The following is a 16263-nucleotide window of genomic DNA, read 5'->3' as shown; positions in this document are numbered from 1 at the left end:
AAGTGACTTCAAGATACATCCTTGCTGAAACAGTATCTTGAGGTGAATTGGGGATACTCGTTTTGATGTTGTCATGTTATTGACATAAAAGCGATATAAAAAGGACACAGCGACATTAGTTTCGCTGCATTATCTTGTTGAGCTCTTGAAAGTCGTGCTATTCGCCACGATATATAAGTTCAGCTAGGTAGTACCCACGTATTGGGATAATCACATTGATATGGTCATCTTGCTGAAGCAGCGATGCACCGAAAACTGAATAATGATTATCACGAATACATCGGGGTTAATAATGATAAGAAGGAGGTCGACTATGAGTGACCAAATTAATCAGCAAGACGATAGTCTTGAACTGTTAGATGCCATGGAGATCGGTTTTGATCTCAGTGAGTATCAAGAAACTCGTAGTGATGAAAACGATTCATCACGGGCATAACTAGAAGTTGCCAGCGCCCAGCGCTGGCTTCAGTCTTTCTGCTATTCTCTTTATCTTTCTAAATCCATACCGTGAACGCCACACATGAACTATCTCGCCCATTTACACATTGCTGAACATAGCCAAAGTAATTTGCTTGGTAACTTACTGGGGGATTTTGTTAAGGGAGCGCCACATGGTCGATATTCAGACGAAGTGGTACAAGGGATCTTGCTGCATCGATGGGTTGATGCTTATACCGATCGTCATGACATCATCAAACAAGCAAAGGCATTGTTTCCAAAGCCGCTGCAACGCTTTGCGCCTATCGCTCTCGATATGTTTTGGGATCACTGCTTGGCGTCTCGTTGGAATGAATTTTCAGCACTGGATTTAACGGAGTTTGTTGCCCATGCTAAGCAGCAAGTTAAGCATTCCTATGAACCGGATTTGCCAGCTCAGTATCTGCGGATGACAGATCGTATGTGGTCGGGACGATGGCTTGAATCATATCAAGACTTCGATAATATTGAATTTGCACTTAAACGCATCGCCACACGTAGTGAGCGCATTGCTCCGGTGGCTCTCTGCAGTCAGAGTTTATTGGCTAATTATGCTGCGTTACAGACACTATTTACCGATTTTTATCCGCAAGTGTTAAACGAAGCCAAACGGGTTCAACTCTGATACAATTCGCGTCCTTCATGGTAACAGGTAAACATCATGTCCGAAAAGACGCCAGAAATTCCATCCACATTCGGCCAATTAGGCATCAATCCGGCTTTGATCTCTCAGCTGCAATCACTACGTATTCAACAGCCTACTCCAATTCAAGAACAAGCCATTCCCCATGTACTGGCTGGACGCGATGTATTGGCAGGAGCACAAACTGGCACAGGAAAAACGGCGGCTTATGGCTTGCCCCTGATTCAGCGTCTACTTGATGATAAAACCGAGGAGCCACTTGCCAAAGGCGATGTTCGTTCACTTATTTTGGTTCCAACCCGTGAACTGGCTCAACAGGTATTAGATAACCTAGTTTCGTACGCCGAAGGCACTTCCCTTAACATTGTTGCGGTTTACGGTGGCACTAGCATGAAAGTGCAAGTTAATAAACTGGCGGCAGGGGCCGATATTTTGATCGCAACTCCCGGTCGTTTGCTGGATCATGCGCATGTAAAGACCCTAACTCTTGCAACGACGAAAACCTTAGTTTTAGATGAAGCTGATCGCATGTTGGACATGGGCTTTATGCCCGATATTCAACGTGTACTGCGTCGTCTACCTCAAGAACGCCAAACCCTGTTTTTCTCGGCAACCTTTAATGCCAAAGTAAAATCTATCGCGTATCGCATGATGGAAGTGCCTGCAGAGGTACAGGTGACCCCACAAAACTCAACCGCCGACACGGTTGAGCAGAAAGTATATCCAGTGGATAAAAAACGTAAGCGGGAACTGCTGGCTTATTTGATTGGTTCTCGTAATTGGCAGCAGGTACTGGTGTTTGTAAAAACCAAACAGGGCAGTGACGCGTTAGCCAATGAACTCAAATTAGATGGCATTAAAGCCGCCTCTATCAACGGAGATAAAAGCCAAGGTGCGCGCCAAAAAGCCCTTGATGATTTTAAAGCAGGAAAGATTCGTGCGTTGATTGCCACGGATGTTGCTGCTCGTGGCCTCGATATTGCGCAATTAGAGCAAGTGGTCAACTTTGATATGCCGTTTAAAGCAGAAGATTACGTGCATCGAATTGGTCGCACAGGGCGAGCGGGACATCCAGGACTTGCCGTTTCACTGCTGGCTCGTGATGAAGAGCCGATGTTATCTGCCATTGAACGTTTGCTTGATAAACGTTTGTCGCAGGAGTGGTTAAGTGGATTTGAACCAACCTTAACCACGCCAGTTATGGCAGATGGAACACCTAAGAGACAAAGTCGCTCTGCAGAGAAACGTAAGCTCAAAGCAAAACTTAAAATTCATGCTGGTCGCGGCAAACGTGGTAACAAATAGTGCGATGAATTTGTCGTTAGAGATAACTAAAAAGGTGGCTAGGCCACCTTTTTAGTTATGATATGAAAGAGAACACGTCGCGAGCGAGGAGTGTTCATTCGCTAACTTAATTTGGGGTAATATCACCCCAATCGCATTTCATGTCATACACTAATTCTTGAATGCTTTTCGGATGTTCAACGTTTTCTTCATCAACGTGATATTTAGCAACCAAGGTTTGATTAAAGAGATTGAGGTGGAGTAGTAGACATTCGTTCAAGTCAGTGGTGACCTCAGACCATGTCTCTTTTAAAAATGGTGTAAGGCTAGCAGCACTGTGCGCAAACATTAACAGTTGCCATTTTACTTCCCAAACATTGAGGCTTTTATCAGGAAACTGTTGATTGTATTCGCCTGCTAGCTCTTCAATAACATGTTCGATTTCTCCTGCCGTACCAATGTAATAATCAAATAACGCATCGTCTTGGCGAACGGAATCGGCTATCAATTGAATCGGCTTACGATTGACCAAACTATGTGCGAGCAAGCGTAAGGTAAAGCGGTAAAGTAAAATATTGGCCGGCGTTTCTGGTGGAATGTGCGATAGAATCAATTTCATGTACTGCGACATGTAAGAATGCAAACCATCACTGATTGCATGCCAAATCTTTTCTTTGCTGCCAAAGTGGTGGCGCAACAGGCTGTGTGATACACCGGCTTTATCGCTTATTTGGCGCAATGATACTTTGGCATAGCCAAATTCACAAAAGAGGTCTGCCGCTACCGTTAGAATTGTAAAACGGGTTTTTTGTGCATCTTCCGCACTACGGCGCCCTTGTCGTTTTTCTCTCATTTTTACACTAAATTACTATCGTCGTTGTGATAAATTTGCTGAATGAAGCAGCCTATGCGGTTGTTCGCTCAAGATCAACCTAAGTCGATATAGGTTGAGCCTACTTTTCGCCCAAAGTAAACATAACTGATTGTTTATTAGCCACTTGATGCAGGCTTTCGCTACAGCCCATAACAGCACAGACTCTGATTATAGAATAAAGTATTTACCCTAATTTACAAAAAGAGTAACAAAATACTTAATCTAGATGACCACAGAGTTTCGCTTTATAAAGACAAGCGATGGTTTTGGAATCGGTAATCTCTCCTGACACAATCATCGATTCTAGTTCTGCAATTGAGTAGCTGCATACTTCAATTATTTCATCTTCATCACACTCATAACGCGCTGTTTTGTTTAATCCTTTAGCAATGAAGAGATGCTGGATTTCATCGCACATGCCAGCCATGGGAGTCAATTGACCCAACGCTGTGTAATGTTCAGCACTGTAACCTGTTTCTTCTTCCAACTCGCGCTCGGCGCAGTTAAGCGGGTTTTCACCTAACTCCATGGTGCCTGCTGGGACTTCAAGCATCCATTTTCGTAGTGATGGACGATATTGATACACCATGACGATCTGGTTGTCTTCGGTGAGAGGAATGATGACGGCCGCACCCGGATGGACAATGGTAGTATGTGTGATGGATTTGCCGTTGGGAAGTTCCATGTCTTGCTCGGTAAGAGAGACGGTTTTTTTCCACTGATGAATCGTTCTATTCATGACTTAGGTCTTTATTTTCCCTTCAATGGGTCAGTACCATAGCGTAAATCGACCGTGATACCCAGATGCTTTTGGCGATTTAGTTAAACTAAGGTTGCTATTCTTGTCATATTTGCAAACAATAAATAAAAATAGAGTCATTCAGTCATAAATTGCGCAAAGCGAATAAAACAGCATATTAGCTGTGCTAAACAATAGAAGTATGACATGAAGATAAAGAGTCGAATCGCACGCCAAGGAACCCAGTATGACCTCATCACCTAAGGCTAATCATGCACATCAAGCATTGCTTTCTGAACGTATAACAAAACTTGCAAAAGCATTGAGCGAAGGGGTTTACGAGCGTGAACATACAATAAAGCTTTGCCTGCTGGCGGCATTAAGTGGAGAGAGTGTCTTTCTTCTTGGTCCTCCGGGTATTGCGAAAAGTTTGATTGCCAAGCGTTTGATTCAGGCATTTGACCAAAGCAGCTATTTTGAATACTTAATGACCCGATTTTCTACTCCGGAAGAGGTATTTGGCCCGCTGAGTATTCAAGAATTGAAAGACAATGGACGTTATGTTCGTTTAACCCAAGGATATCTTCCTAAAGCGCAGGTTGTCTTCCTAGATGAAATTTGGAAAGCAGGCCCCGCTATCCTCAATACGCTCTTAACGGTTGTTAATGAGAAAACGTTCAAAAACGGCAGTGAAATAGAGAAAGTTCCAATGCGTTTGTTGGTATCGGCCTCAAACGAATTGCCGGAAGAAGATAGCGGTTTAGATGCACTTTATGACCGCATGCTGGTGCGCCTGTTTGTGAACCGAATTCAAGACCGACAGAACTTTAAGTCGATGTTAACTGTCGGAACCGCACAAGAAGCAAAAGTACCGCAAGGCCTTGCTATCACTGATGAAGAATATCATTTATGGCAACATGAGTTGGATCAAATGACGATCAGTGATGATGTGTTTGATAAGCTCTATCGCATCAAAACGCGCCTTGAATCCCATGAGAAAGAAGTGATTGACCTTTATGTGTCGGACCGTCGTTGGAAAAAAGCAGTAAAATTGATTAAAGCGAGTGCTTTCTTTAATGGTCGCGATAGCATTAACCCGCTCGATCTCTTACTCCTTGAGCATTGTTTGTGGAATTCCCCAGAATCACGTGATGTGGTGCAGACAGTGTTAAAAGAGTTTGCTTTAGAGAACGCATTCGATCAGCAGCAAGTGGAATATAAGCTAAACAATGCAAAAGAAGCGTTGGACAATATTCAGTTGGAAATTGAAACCCAGTTTGCGATGAATTTGCGCTTAGAAACCTCAACCGGGCTACGTAAAAAACAGTCGTATCACTACGATTTTAGTCAAGCCAAGCATTATAACGTTGGGCCAACAACAAACTTAGTGAAATTGGTGTTACTGCAAAGCAATTTGTCGGTTTCTGAATCGGAAAAAGGTGATAGCCGATGGGTATATGTTCCCCATAGCGAGCTAGAAAAAGTGATCAAAGAAGGGCAAGGAGAGGCGTACGGATATGTAAACCAAAACACAACGATGTGCCGTTTACGCTTTGAAATGGATGCTCAAGAACGCTTGGTTATCAAGGATATTGCTAACCGCGCTGTGTTAACGGCTTTAGTCGCGCATCAATCCTTTGAATCTGATGAGCAACAAGAGCGCCTTACTCGCGCGCAACATGCTCAAGCCGAAATCGTGTCAGCCGAGCAACACTTGCGAGAGGTAAGACAAAAATTCCATGCGGCCTTACCGCATAATTTTATCGATCCTGCCTTGCCAACGGCAATGGAGGCTCGCATCGTACAGTTGATGTCTCATTTGGAACAAGCTGAGAAAGAGAGTGAGAAAACCGTGTTTCGTTTAAGTCAATTGGAGCAGTTTTTTGCCTGAGGTTAAAACATGCTAGGAGCTGATGGGTTGAACCTAGCGTTGATGATCGCCGATTCTGGCATCATTGATGCCGCAGTCAATGACCTTATGGGCCGCTCTCAGGTCATGATGATGGCCGAACACAGGGGGGTCGGAACCTCGATGCGTAAGCACTTGCTTAAATGGCGCAGCCAAGTGCGAGATCGCATCACCAAGGTAGGGCAAACAGAGCGTTTGCAACAGGAAATTGCGCTTTATCAGGAAGTTATTCATTGGGATGAGGCGCATTTTTTTGAACAGCTGCCAGAATTGGTTAAGCAACTTGAATGGCATTCACCGTTTTATCGTAAAGCGCGTAAATTGATGGAGAAAAACAAAGGGCAAGATAACCCGATGTTTGCCCACTTTTTTTGTGCTGAATGGTATCAATCGCTCAAAAATGCCATTCGTCAAGCTCAGGTTTTAGAGCTAGAAGCGAACAAAGAAAAGTTACTTGCCGACCTTTATCAGCGCATGGAAACCGTGCGCAATATGAAAAACGTCACTGAATCTGGTGATGAGCGCAGTATCGGTCGTTTGTGGGATATGGCTTCAGCCAAGTTGAGTCGAACGGATTTGACTGTGATGAAACGCCATGCTCATTTTCTGAGTAAACAGAAAGGGTTGCAGGAAATTGCCGACCAACTTGGGCGCATGGCAAGTGATGTTGATGATCCCAGCTTAAACCTTTCGCCGACGGAAGATGTTGCGATGGTTGAAGAGCGGTCTGATCAGGCAACAGATGACATTGTAGGGGTTCATGAAAGTGATGATTTGAATAAAATCCTCCCCAACGAAACGCTGTTTTTAACCTATCCAGAATTGGAAGTGGTCTTTTATAAGCGATTGATCGATAAAAGGTTGATGAATTACCAAACTCAAGGTAAATCGCGAACGCTGCGTAAGGTTAAGACTCGCAAACCCGATCAAAAGCAAGCGGATGTTGAAAAAGGACCTTTTATCGTCTGTTTGGATGCTTCTGGCTCCATGAGTGGTTTCCCAGAACAGTGTGCTAAGGCGCTAGCCTATGCGTTGATGCAGATTGCTTTAGCTGAGGACCGTGATTGTTACGTTATGTTGTTCTCTACTGAGTTCATTACCTATGAACTGACTCGACAAGATGGGTTACGTGAAGCGAGTGATTTCCTTAGCTATTCCTTTCATGGCGGCACCGATTTTGAGCCGGTGATTCTGCATGCCATCGAGTTAATGGGACAGTCACGCTATCGCAATGCCGATTTAGTGTTGGTTTCCGACTTTATCGCTCCGAATCAGCATGAGGATGTCGTTGAACAAGTCGAGCGGCTGAAACAACAGCACAACCGTTTCCATGCCGTTTGTTTATCACGGTTTGGTAACCCAGAGTTAGTTAGCCTCTTTGATCACTGCTGGCACTATCATCCAAACTGGATAGGACGCTTGGTTAAACGATGGTAGTGAGTTTCTGGTGTTATTGCCGACTTCGATGGATGCAGAAAGTACTACTCGTACGTTAAAGGTGGAAGGGTTCGGTAATAAACCGCTGAGGATGCGAGAGGCTTACAAGTGCACAAGTTGTTCGGTATTTGAACGTAACTGCCGAATATGTCGGCAGTTGTTCGACCTAAAGACAACTTTTGTTTGACTCACAGAAAATAATCATTAAGGTAGCAGCCCTCTCATATCGAGAGGATCTATTGAGGCGTGTTGGCAGAGTGGCCATGCAGCGGATTGCAAATCCGTGGACCTCGGTTCGACTCCGGGACGCGCCTCCATTCTTTTAAACATGCTCAAGTTCAAGCAGCATGTCATTCCAAATAGCACCACCGTGTGTTGATGATGAAACTCCTTGGCAAACAAAACCATGCTGTTCATAAAAGCCTACTAATGCATCTTTGCAGGTAAGTACTAAACCTTTTGCTCCGCGTTGTTTTGTTACTGTAATCAAATGATCAAGCAGCTGGTGCGCAATACCTTGATGTTGATATTGAGGGTCTACCGCTAACCCAAACACGGTTTGATATGCGCCATCGTGCTGATGTTGGCGTGCATCGGCGTAAAGAATGTCTGGCAGTTCTGGCACGTGGTAACGACAGCCATTAATGTGACCAACGACGATGTCGTCTTTAACTGCAACGAAAAAGCATTCGGGGAACGCTGCGAAACGTTGTTGAAATGAGGTGAGAGAAGCAGCTTCTTCTTGAGGAAAACCCATTAATTCAATGGTTGCGATGCGATCAATATCCAGTTCGGTCGCGGGGCGAATAGCGGTCACAATGACTCCTTTGTTGTGATTTTTTATCCAGCAAAATGTAACCATGCCGAAGAGAGAGGCATAGCGATGATGAGTGATGGCAATAAGTTTGCCAAAGGAAACTCAATACTGCCACAAATACGAAAACCCGTCGCGAATACCAGTAGTCCACCAACAGCAGAAAAGTCAGCAATCATAGTTGGAGTAGCAAGTGGCATGATCGCATTGGCTGAAAAGTAGAGCACGACTTGCACGAACACTTGCGGTATTGCGAGTGTTGCAACGGGTAGTCCTAACGAAATAGCAAAAATAGCCGCAGTAAAGAAATCAAGAAAAGATTTTACAATCAATAAAGAAGGATCACCGGTCATCCCTTCATTCATCGCACCAAAAATACCTGTCCCACTCACGCAAAAGAGAATTAAAATTGAGATAAAGCGTTCCATGTAGGCATTTTGAGTCATCGAGCTGTTTGGCGGCGAAACAAAGCGAGTGATGAGCGATTTTAGTCCATTTGCCATTCGCTTAATATTTTCTTCGAGGTGAACGAGCTCGCCAATGACCGCACCTAAGATAAGAGATAATACGACTGCTGGCAGCAACTGAACTTTTATCGCCATCGAAAGACCGATTCCCATCGATGCTAAGCCAAACACCATGGGCATTCTTTCTTTCATTTTGGTTGGGATTTTATTACCAAACAACGTTCCCAATACGCTGCCAATAATGATTGCCGACGCATTAACAAATGGTCCTACCATTGAACTAAATCCTTGAATGTATGTTTCTAACAGATTGTATAATCAGACGTTATACGAGAATGGAATGTCGCGATTGAAAGAGGACGCGACACGCTATTGTGAACTAATGCACAAAATATAACAAGCATATAACAAGGACACTCATCATAAGTAATAGGGGGATAAGCAGGACACACATCTATGTGTTATAAATTCAAAATATTGCTTGTTTTCTGGCTCATCAGGCGAATCAGGTTTGTTTGAATGACTAACGGTTGAATTGTCGTGATTCGAAATAGGTGGGTTTCAATATGTTGTTCTAAAAGAACTACTGCTGGAAGGTTTAATAAAAAATACTGAGGCTAAGATATTACGCAATATGCAGCGCGACCATTCGTTTCTTATTCAGAGCAATTTTGGCGTGCTGTAAACGTGCTGTGGTTCCAACCCAAACGCGGGGCTTTTTCTCTAGCTCGGTACAAAGTGCCAAACAGTCCGTTTGATCTAACGAAAGCCTGGTGAGTATACCCGGTTGAGCGTTGTCGATATAGCCGGGCTTATCTGGCCTTATTTGTCGGCCAAGCCAATCAACTAGTTCAAGGTAATCACTGAGTCTAAAGGGGATCCCTTGAGTCTTATCTTGATGCTCGTAGCCCATGAAATTGGCGAGCGATGGTGTGGTGATTTTTCCTTTCTCTAAACTCGTGAGTCTCGCTTTAATTGAGGTGAAGTTAGACTGCTCAGGCGTGTCGGCCATCTTGGCTCGAATAGGATTTAAATCGACATATGCCATCGCTGCCAGTAAGGCTTTTTCATCGAGTAGCGCTTGAGATTTGAATCGTCCTTCCCAAAAACGGCCAGTACATTGGTCCTCTTCATTGGCTTGAACGGCAATGTCGTAATTTAGTTCTCTCATAAACCAACTGAGCGAATAAAGTCGCTCTCGCCACTCGTTAATAAATTGATTGCACGCTTCTTTTTCTGTGTCCGAGTTTATTTCTCCTGCTAACCAACGTTGAATAAGTGGTGGCAGTTGGTGCTCTGTGTGCCAGCGTTCAACCACTTCCAAGTCAGATAAAGCAAGAGCGCGCTCTTTATCAATTTGCACAACAAGATGGTAGTGATTGCTCATCACTGCATAAGAGCAGATTTGAATCAGATACACATTGGCAAGGCTAAGAATGCGCTGCTCAATCCAATCTCGGCGATGCTCGTAAGATTTTCCGGTGAGACTATCGATACCACACAAATACGAGCGACGAACACAGCGAGACACACAGTGATAATACGGCGTTATGTCAGGACAAATCAGCTGTGAACGGGCAGTGGTCATGCGTTGTGACTCCGAGAAAATAGAAAGCCTTAGCGTGACGATTTACTGAAGTGCGCAAAAGAGAGTGGAAGTGATTACTGGAGACACTTCAAAGAATCACTGGCGATGTTTTGTATGGATGAGCCAAAAATGTGAATAGAACAAGGGCGAGTGTCCTTGTTCTATTTTGTTCTATTTCCTTTAAAGTTGGTGAGTGTCCTCGACCTACTTTAGAAAGGGTGTGTGTCCCCAACCTATTTTTGTTCGATGATGATAGAAACACCCCAGGCAGGGAGGTTCACATGGCTGCCTTGAGCCACTTCTTGTGCGTCGAATAAGGATTTACCATTAGGAAAGTTATATTGTGCTTGTATCGGTTTATCTGAATAGTTAAACAGGTAGTGCACGCTATGTCCTTCATCATTGATGCCACTTTTGACTATGACAGGGAAGTGGTTGCTTTGGGCTGGTGTGTGAATGCCAGCTTTTTTCACTGCATCGGCCAAGATACCTTCCAACAGTTTATCGCCTGGCATAAAGCCGATGTAGGTTGCTAAACCAGAGCCATATTGATTTTCTGTGATGGCGGCATAATCTCCCCAAGCGGCATGCTGATAGTGAGTCAATACTTTTGCCGTGGTAGGTTTAACCAATTCCATCCAATATTTTATTTGAACATCGGCAGGGTCAACGCCAAACAAATCGCCTGTTAACGAAACATGTTCTGGTTTAACGAATTGGCTGTAATAAACACCTGCAGAGGCATTAATGATGCCAGGCTGGTGGCTAGAGCGTACTTTAACATGTTCATTGCTAAAGCCATCTTTAAAGGTGTAGACCACATGTCCACCTTGCTCAACGTAACGATTAAGCTGCTCCAATAGCTCATCCGAAGCGGCGTAAAGTGCAGGGACAACCACTAATTTGTAGTGCTTAATTTGCTCCGCTAAGGTGCTTGGGCTGATAAAATCAACGCCGACGTTCATGCGATATAAGGCATCGTAAAATGGTCGCAGAATATCGTTGTATTTTTCTTGGTTTCCCCAGCCAAAACGAAATTCGTTAAACGCTGTTTGCGCTTCGTTACTCACCAAAATAGCGGTGTCATGGTGGATTTTTAAGTTGGCTAACTGTTTGCCATATTGAGCAAATTCGCCGCCAATTTGCGCAGCCTCTTGATAGGTAGGATTAGGCTCAAAATCATGGCTAAGTAGTCCTTTCCAATAGGTTTCAAAAGCATTGTGAGTCGATGACCAATGCCAATACCCCACCATATTTGCGCCACTGGCTAAATGGCTATATGCCTGCAAACGTAGCTGTCCTGGATAAGGTGTCCATTCGGCAAACCCTTGGGCTTCGGTTTCGATAACAAAATAGTTTTTGCCATTTTTCATCGAGCGAGCCATATCACCACCAAAAGAAATTTCGGTGCCAGTAAGCAAATTTTGGGTTGGGTGGTAAATATCAATCCCGGCGACATCAACGGCTTTAGCGGCTTTAAAGTGGTTGACGTTTGATTGTAGGCCGTAGGAATAGCCACGCCAATCGAGGTCAAAGTTTTGGGTGACAAATTGGTCTGGTCGTTTGTATTGATTCACCAAATCCGCTTCCCATTGAAGGAAATCGGTCACCAATTGACGTTGAAACTTAGCAAACTCAGCGGTAATGCTGGCGTTGATTGAGGTAGTAGGGGTATCAAACACGGAACCATGGACTTCAGGAAAATCTTCCCAACGGGCAATACGGTTACTCCAATAATCGAGGCCAAATTCGCGGTTAAAAGCGTTGATGTCGGGATAGGTTTGTTGAAGATAAGAGACAAAGGCCTTTTGTACTTCTGGGCCGCTGGTGCCATAGTGCTTGGTTTCGTTATCGATTTGGTAACCAATCACAGCCGGATGATTAGCAACGTGGGCAATCATCTTATTAATGATGCGCTTAGCGTAGTAACGGTAATGAGGATTAGTGATATCCATATTTTGCCGAGCGCCATATTTGTTTTGTCCAGATGCGGTGACTGCAAGCACGTCAGGGTATTTTTTTGCAAGCCACGATGGTATCGCATAGGTCGGGGTGCCAATGATGACTTTAATTCCTGCTTCACTCATCGCATCGAGGACTTTATCCAGCGGAGAAAAGTCAAATTGCCCCTCTTCGGGTTCCATTGTGGCCCAAGTAGATTCGCCGATGCGCACGACATTAATGTGCGCTGCTTTCATCATTTCTATGTCTTTGCTGAGACGTTCATAAGGCATGTATTCTGTGTAGTATGCCACGCCAAAATAAGGGATATCCACATGGCTTGGTTCGATAGCATGAACGGTAAAACTGCTGCTAATTAATAGGGTAAGAAGGGGTAGGGTGTTTTTTATCATCATGATTCTCTTAGCCTTTAGACGAAAAAAAACCTGAAACGTAGGCGCATTTTTGCGAACGTTTCAGGTTTTGCCTTTACAGTTACAATCCTGAGTGAGTTGCTTTAACGAGGGAATAATCCCAATTGACATACAGTGAATGCGTTATTGCAACCAAGGTTTAAGAGTAAAAGCTTTTTTCTAAGCTATCCATGGGAGAAGTCACAATGGTGGTTAAAGTTCCTTAGGTTCTATTTAATTTATCTGTTGTAAAAGCCACTTCGCCGTCAACTCATCCGTGACTAACCCATTGATCCACTCGCCGCGTATTGCCCCTAAGATGGCCGCTCTTTTCTCTTCGCCGCAGGCAATCGCGATTTTCGGGCAGTGGGTTTCACGAATATCATGGCTGGTGATGAGGGAGTTACTATGGCAATTGAGCACTTCGCCTTGCGCATCAATAAAGCGACCTAATATTTCGCCAACTGCACCGCTAGATTCCAGCTGTTGGCTTTCTTGATAGGTAATGAAGCCATCATGCATCATTGGAGCGGTTTTTCCCATGCTTCCAACGCCGATAAAAATGATGTCGGCTTTCTTTGCTTTTGCTAACACACTGCAATAGATAGGGTGGCGTTGCCAAATTTGGTGATCTTCCAAAGATAATGCGTGGCGTGGCGATGGCCATTGATAATATCTCGCTTGGATTTTCTGGGCCAACAGCAATGGAACATCATCGTAATAGTTACAGTGACCATCCTTAGCCATACCACTAATGAGGGCGACACATTCACAGCTTTCGTGGATAAATTCTATGCGGTTGATCGTTCGTTTAAGTGTCATCCCTGAGCCGATACCAATGATTTTGCTCGGCTGAGGACTGATGAGTCTTTGCATTAATTGATAGCCGCCAAATGTCACGCTTTCTAATACTTCTTCCGTTGAGTCGAGCACAGATGCTGGTACCACTTCGCATTCTAAAAATTGGTACTTGGTTTTGAGTGCCTGAGCGAGGTCCAAACATGAGGCGAGTGGGTGATTGACATTAACCGAGATGATACCTTCATCTTTAGCGCTGGCGAGTAAGCGTTGCACAACAGGGCGGGAGGTGCCTAATAGGGAAGCGATCTCACTTTGATTTTTGCCTGAGATGTAATACATCCATGCGGCTCGAACCATTTGGTCGATCCGTGTTTCCTCGTCTTTCAAACTCTGTTCCTCACTTGTACTGCGTATTACGCAACCCTTTGGTTGGATTTATTCTGTTTTAACCTATTGTCGCGCTGAAGAAATTTGTCTGCAATCACAAAATTTGGTCATTTGTTCTCGTTGTGGTCAATTGTTTATGTTAGTGTGATTAGGTGCTCATAAATGAGGGTGGGGTTTTTGTAGCATCAAACCGTGATTCGGAAAGAGGATAACAATAATGAACACTCTCTATACTTGGCTACATATCGGACTTGGGTCGTTTCATCGTGCGCATCAAGCATGGTATTTCAATCAACTACTCCGCGCAGGCGAACGTGACTGGACCATCGCGGCAGGTAACATTCGTAATGACAGTGAAGCCACTGTTGAAGTTCTCATCAATCAACATGGTGAATACATTCTTGAAACCGTGACTCCTCGCGGTGAACGTCATCATGAAGTGATTAAGTCGATCAACAAATTGCTGCGTTGGCAACCTGACCTTGAGCCTTTAATAAACGAAGGTGCTCAAGCTCAAACCAAAGTCATTGCTTTTACGGTAACGGAATCTGGCTATTATCTAGATACAGAACATCGCCTTGATATCAATAATGCCAGCCTAAAACAGGACCTTAAAGGTGGCCATGAAACCATCTATGGCACCATAACTCGCATTCTCGAACGTCGCATTGCTGAAAATGCTGGCCCAGTTACCTTGCTCAGTTGTGATAACGTGCGGCATAACGGTGATCGTTTCCGTGATGGACTGAACGAATTTTTAGTGCTCACACAAAATCTAACGGTTCTAGAGTGGGTAAAGGAAAACGTGACGTTTCCTAATTGTATGGTCGATCGCATCACGCCTAAACCAGAGCCAAACTTGGTTGCTCGTGTCGCTCAAAAGACAGGCATTCATGATAATGCTCCAGTGATGTGTGAATCGTTTATTCAATGGGTACTGGAAGATAAGTTTATCGCTGGAAGGCCAAACCTCGAACGCGTAGGGGTCGAATTGGTCGAATCGGTTGAACCTTATGAAGAAGCAAAAATTCGCATTCTTAATGTGTCTCATGCCTGCATTGCTTGGACGGGGACTCTCATTGGGCAAAAGTTCATTCACGAAAGTACCCAAACCGGTTTTATTCGTGAAATTGCTTATAAGTACGTCACACGAGATGTCATTCCTTGTTTAGAGCAAGAGTCGATTAATTTGGAACAGTATCGAGACGTAGTGTTAGATAGATTTACTAATTCGCACATCAAAGACACTAATCAACGTGTATCTGCAGACGGATGGTCAAAAATACCAGCGATGATTACGCCAACATTACGTGAATGTTATGAGCAGGGGCGTGAACCTAGTGCTACCGCGGTATTACCGGCCATGTACTACGTGTATATGCAAGAGTGGCATAAAGGGAGGTTGCCTTACGAATACTATGATGGGGTGTTAGACAAACAGAGTTTGCATCAAATGTATGAAGCAGAGGATCCGATTCATTTGTATGCCACTAACGTCACTTTGTTTGGCGAATTGGCTAATCGTCCAGAGTTTGAACAATTGATGCGTAAGAAAATTCAATCGGTCTATAACTTGTTGAGTTAAATGTTGTGTCAATAGGCAAGTAATGACGCTGGTCGGGTCGGTGTATTCGGCCAGCTTTTTGTTATAACTATAGCGTCGGATTTTATCACCCGGTAAGGCATTTTTCTTACCGATTAAACTAGAAAAAGAGCATGAAAAAACAAGCAGTTATTTTTGATATGGATGGAGTTATTATCGACTCCGAACCCCTTTGGCAACGTGCACAAGATGCGGCGCTTTCGGTCTATGGTGTGCATGTAACGCCCAAACAATGTGAACAACATACGATGGGAAAACGTGTTGATGCAATTGCTCAAACATGGTGTGAATTGTATGAGCTTGATATCGACCCGAAAGTGCTTGAAGTCAGCATATTAAAGCATCTTCACCAATTAATTGCAGAGCAAGGCAAACCGATGCGAGGTGTGTACGAGCTACTTGAGTATCTCAATGAACTGAAGCTCAAAATCGGGCTAGCGACTTCATCGAACCAAAGCGTGATTGAAGCGGTGTTTAATAAGCTTGACCTTTGGGACTACTTTGATATTACTTGTAGCGCCGAACATGAGGAACACGGTAAACCACACCCCGATGTTTACTTAACAGCAGCGAAAAAATTGGATGTGCCGACCGATCAATGCATCGTGATTGAAGACAGTTACAACGGTGTGCTGGCGGCAAAAAATGCACAGATGACCACGTTTGTCGTTTGCGAGCAGTGCCAAGCAGAAAAGTTTATGATTGCGGATGCTCATTTTTATCATCTTGATGAAGTGGTGGCGTATTGCGAAGGGCAAGAAGAGCAACTGTTTTTGTAAGCGCTGGCGGTAATGAGTTGGCGGAAATCAAAGTAGGATGATCAACGCGCGATAGCGTGGTACTACGGATCAAAAAGGGCGAGTCGAGACTCGCCACAAGTGTTGAT

Annotated in this window: 14 protein-coding genes and 1 tRNA gene; 8 read left to right on the top strand and 7 right to left on the bottom strand. The window is 44.1% G+C overall.

Annotated elements, in window-relative coordinates:
* The first annotated feature begins 313 nt into the window (after positions 1-313).
* The 3 genes from JCM16456_RS24380 to JCM16456_RS21385 all read left to right on the top strand — a co-directional run bounded on the left by JCM16456_RS24380 (position 314) and on the right by JCM16456_RS21385 (position 2425).
* A complete protein-coding gene (locus JCM16456_RS24380) occupies positions 314-436 on the top strand; it encodes a hypothetical protein (RefSeq protein WP_263647140.1) in 123 nt (40 codons plus the stop codon).
* Positions 437-520: 84 nt separating this feature from the next.
* Positions 521-1102 (top strand): acyl carrier protein phosphodiesterase, encoded by a 582-nt coding sequence (locus JCM16456_RS21390; RefSeq protein WP_068718287.1) that lies wholly within the window; start codon positions 521-523, stop codon positions 1100-1102.
* 36 nt (positions 1103-1138) lie between these two features.
* Complete coding sequence (locus tag JCM16456_RS21385; protein WP_068718285.1) at positions 1139-2425, top strand: DEAD/DEAH box helicase; 1287 nt, start codon at positions 1139-1141, stop codon at positions 2423-2425.
* A 106-nt stretch (positions 2426-2531) separates the two neighbouring features.
* Here the strand turns inward: JCM16456_RS21385 and JCM16456_RS21380 are convergent, their stop codons facing one another.
* Both JCM16456_RS21380 and JCM16456_RS21375 read right to left on the bottom strand, forming a co-directional pair.
* A complete protein-coding gene (locus JCM16456_RS21380) occupies positions 2532-3257 on the bottom strand; it encodes a TetR/AcrR family transcriptional regulator (protein ID WP_068718283.1) in 726 nt (241 codons plus the stop codon).
* Between the two features lie 238 nt (positions 3258-3495).
* Positions 3496-4017 carry an NUDIX hydrolase gene (locus JCM16456_RS21375; RefSeq protein ID WP_068718281.1) on the bottom strand — a complete coding sequence of 174 codons (522 nt, stop codon included), beginning with the start codon at positions 4015-4017 and terminating at the stop codon, positions 3496-3498.
* A gap of 247 nt (positions 4018-4264) precedes the next feature.
* On the opposite strand from JCM16456_RS21375, the gene JCM16456_RS21370 reads away from it, so the two are divergent.
* The 3 genes from JCM16456_RS21370 (at position 4265) to JCM16456_RS21360 (ending at position 7680) form a co-directional block, all read left to right on the top strand.
* Entirely contained in the window at positions 4265-5908 is a 1644-nt protein-coding gene (locus tag JCM16456_RS21370) for an ATPase RavA domain-containing protein (protein ID WP_068718279.1), read from the top strand.
* A 9-nt stretch (positions 5909-5917) separates the two neighbouring features.
* The gene (gene viaA / locus JCM16456_RS21365) at positions 5918-7363 is read left to right on the top strand and encodes an ATPase RavA stimulator ViaA (protein ID WP_068718277.1); all 1446 of its coding nucleotides are present in this window, start codon (positions 5918-5920) and stop codon (positions 7361-7363) included.
* A 243-nt stretch (positions 7364-7606) separates the two neighbouring features.
* A tRNA-Cys gene (locus JCM16456_RS21360) sits at positions 7607-7680 on the top strand.
* Between the two features lie 5 nt (positions 7681-7685).
* Here the strand turns inward: JCM16456_RS21360 and JCM16456_RS21355 are convergent.
* The 5 genes from JCM16456_RS21355 to JCM16456_RS21335 form a co-directional block, all read right to left on the bottom strand.
* Complete coding sequence (locus JCM16456_RS21355; protein WP_197655229.1) at positions 7686-8180, bottom strand: GNAT family N-acetyltransferase; 495 nt, start codon at positions 8178-8180, stop codon at positions 7686-7688.
* 23 nt (positions 8181-8203) lie between these two features.
* Positions 8204-8920, bottom strand: a complete 717-nt coding sequence (locus tag JCM16456_RS21350) for a DUF554 domain-containing protein (protein WP_068718273.1) — start codon at positions 8918-8920, stop codon at positions 8204-8206.
* Between the two features lie 349 nt (positions 8921-9269).
* Positions 9270-10232, bottom strand: a complete 963-nt coding sequence (locus tag JCM16456_RS21345) for a transposase (RefSeq protein ID WP_068718271.1) — start codon at positions 10230-10232, stop codon at positions 9270-9272.
* A gap of 233 nt (positions 10233-10465) precedes the next feature.
* Complete coding sequence (locus tag JCM16456_RS21340; protein WP_197655228.1) at positions 10466-12589, bottom strand: beta-galactosidase; 2124 nt, start codon at positions 12587-12589, stop codon at positions 10466-10468.
* A 231-nt stretch (positions 12590-12820) separates the two neighbouring features.
* Positions 12821-13774 (bottom strand): sugar-binding transcriptional regulator, encoded by a 954-nt coding sequence (locus tag JCM16456_RS21335; protein ID WP_231894460.1) that lies wholly within the window; start codon positions 13772-13774, stop codon positions 12821-12823.
* Positions 13775-13991: 217 nt separating this feature from the next.
* Between JCM16456_RS21335 and dalD the strand changes: the two genes are divergently transcribed.
* Both dalD and hxpB read left to right on the top strand, forming a co-directional pair.
* Positions 13992-15359, top strand: a complete 1368-nt coding sequence (gene dalD, locus JCM16456_RS21330) for a D-arabinitol 4-dehydrogenase (RefSeq protein WP_068718266.1) — start codon at positions 13992-13994, stop codon at positions 15357-15359.
* 131 nt (positions 15360-15490) lie between these two features.
* Positions 15491-16156, top strand: a complete 666-nt coding sequence (gene hxpB, locus JCM16456_RS21325; RefSeq protein WP_068718264.1) for a hexitol phosphatase HxpB — start codon at positions 15491-15493, stop codon at positions 16154-16156.
* The last annotated feature ends 107 nt before the right edge of the window (positions 16157-16263 follow it).

Origin of the sequence: Vibrio tritonius, from assembly GCF_001547935.1 — a bacterium.
Taxonomy (GTDB): Bacteria; Pseudomonadota; Gammaproteobacteria; order Enterobacterales; family Vibrionaceae; genus Vibrio; species Vibrio tritonius.
The sequence above is the reverse complement of the archived record's forward strand: the minus strand, read 5'-3'. Positions and strand labels throughout refer to the sequence as shown.

What these genes read in the sequence shown, in the direction of transcription:
- JCM16456_RS21340 (WP_197655228.1), bottom strand. Translation starts at nt 12,589, where the DNA reads ATGATGATAAAAAACACCCTACCCCTTCTTACCCTATTAATTAGCAGC.
- JCM16456_RS21380 (WP_068718283.1), bottom strand. Translation starts at nt 3,257, where the DNA reads ATGAGAGAAAAACGACAAGGGCGCCGTAGTGCGGAAGATGCACAAAAA.
- JCM16456_RS21375 (WP_068718281.1), bottom strand. Translation starts at nt 4,017, where the DNA reads ATGAATAGAACGATTCATCAGTGGAAAAAAACCGTCTCTCTTACCGAG.
- JCM16456_RS21350 (WP_068718273.1), bottom strand. Translation starts at nt 8,920, where the DNA reads ATGGTAGGACCATTTGTTAATGCGTCGGCAATCATTATTGGCAGCGTA.
- JCM16456_RS21390 (WP_068718287.1), top strand. Translation starts at nt 521, where the DNA reads ATGAACTATCTCGCCCATTTACACATTGCTGAACATAGCCAAAGTAAT.
- hxpB (WP_068718264.1), top strand. Translation starts at nt 15,491, where the DNA reads ATGAAAAAACAAGCAGTTATTTTTGATATGGATGGAGTTATTATCGAC.
- dalD (WP_068718266.1), top strand. Translation starts at nt 13,992, where the DNA reads ATGAACACTCTCTATACTTGGCTACATATCGGACTTGGGTCGTTTCAT.
- JCM16456_RS21370 (WP_068718279.1), top strand. Translation starts at nt 4,265, where the DNA reads ATGACCTCATCACCTAAGGCTAATCATGCACATCAAGCATTGCTTTCT.
- JCM16456_RS21385 (WP_068718285.1), top strand. Translation starts at nt 1,139, where the DNA reads ATGTCCGAAAAGACGCCAGAAATTCCATCCACATTCGGCCAATTAGGC.
- JCM16456_RS21345 (WP_068718271.1), bottom strand. Translation starts at nt 10,232, where the DNA reads ATGACCACTGCCCGTTCACAGCTGATTTGTCCTGACATAACGCCGTAT.
- viaA (WP_068718277.1), top strand. Translation starts at nt 5,918, where the DNA reads ATGCTAGGAGCTGATGGGTTGAACCTAGCGTTGATGATCGCCGATTCT.
- JCM16456_RS24380 (WP_263647140.1), top strand. Translation starts at nt 314, where the DNA reads ATGAGTGACCAAATTAATCAGCAAGACGATAGTCTTGAACTGTTAGAT.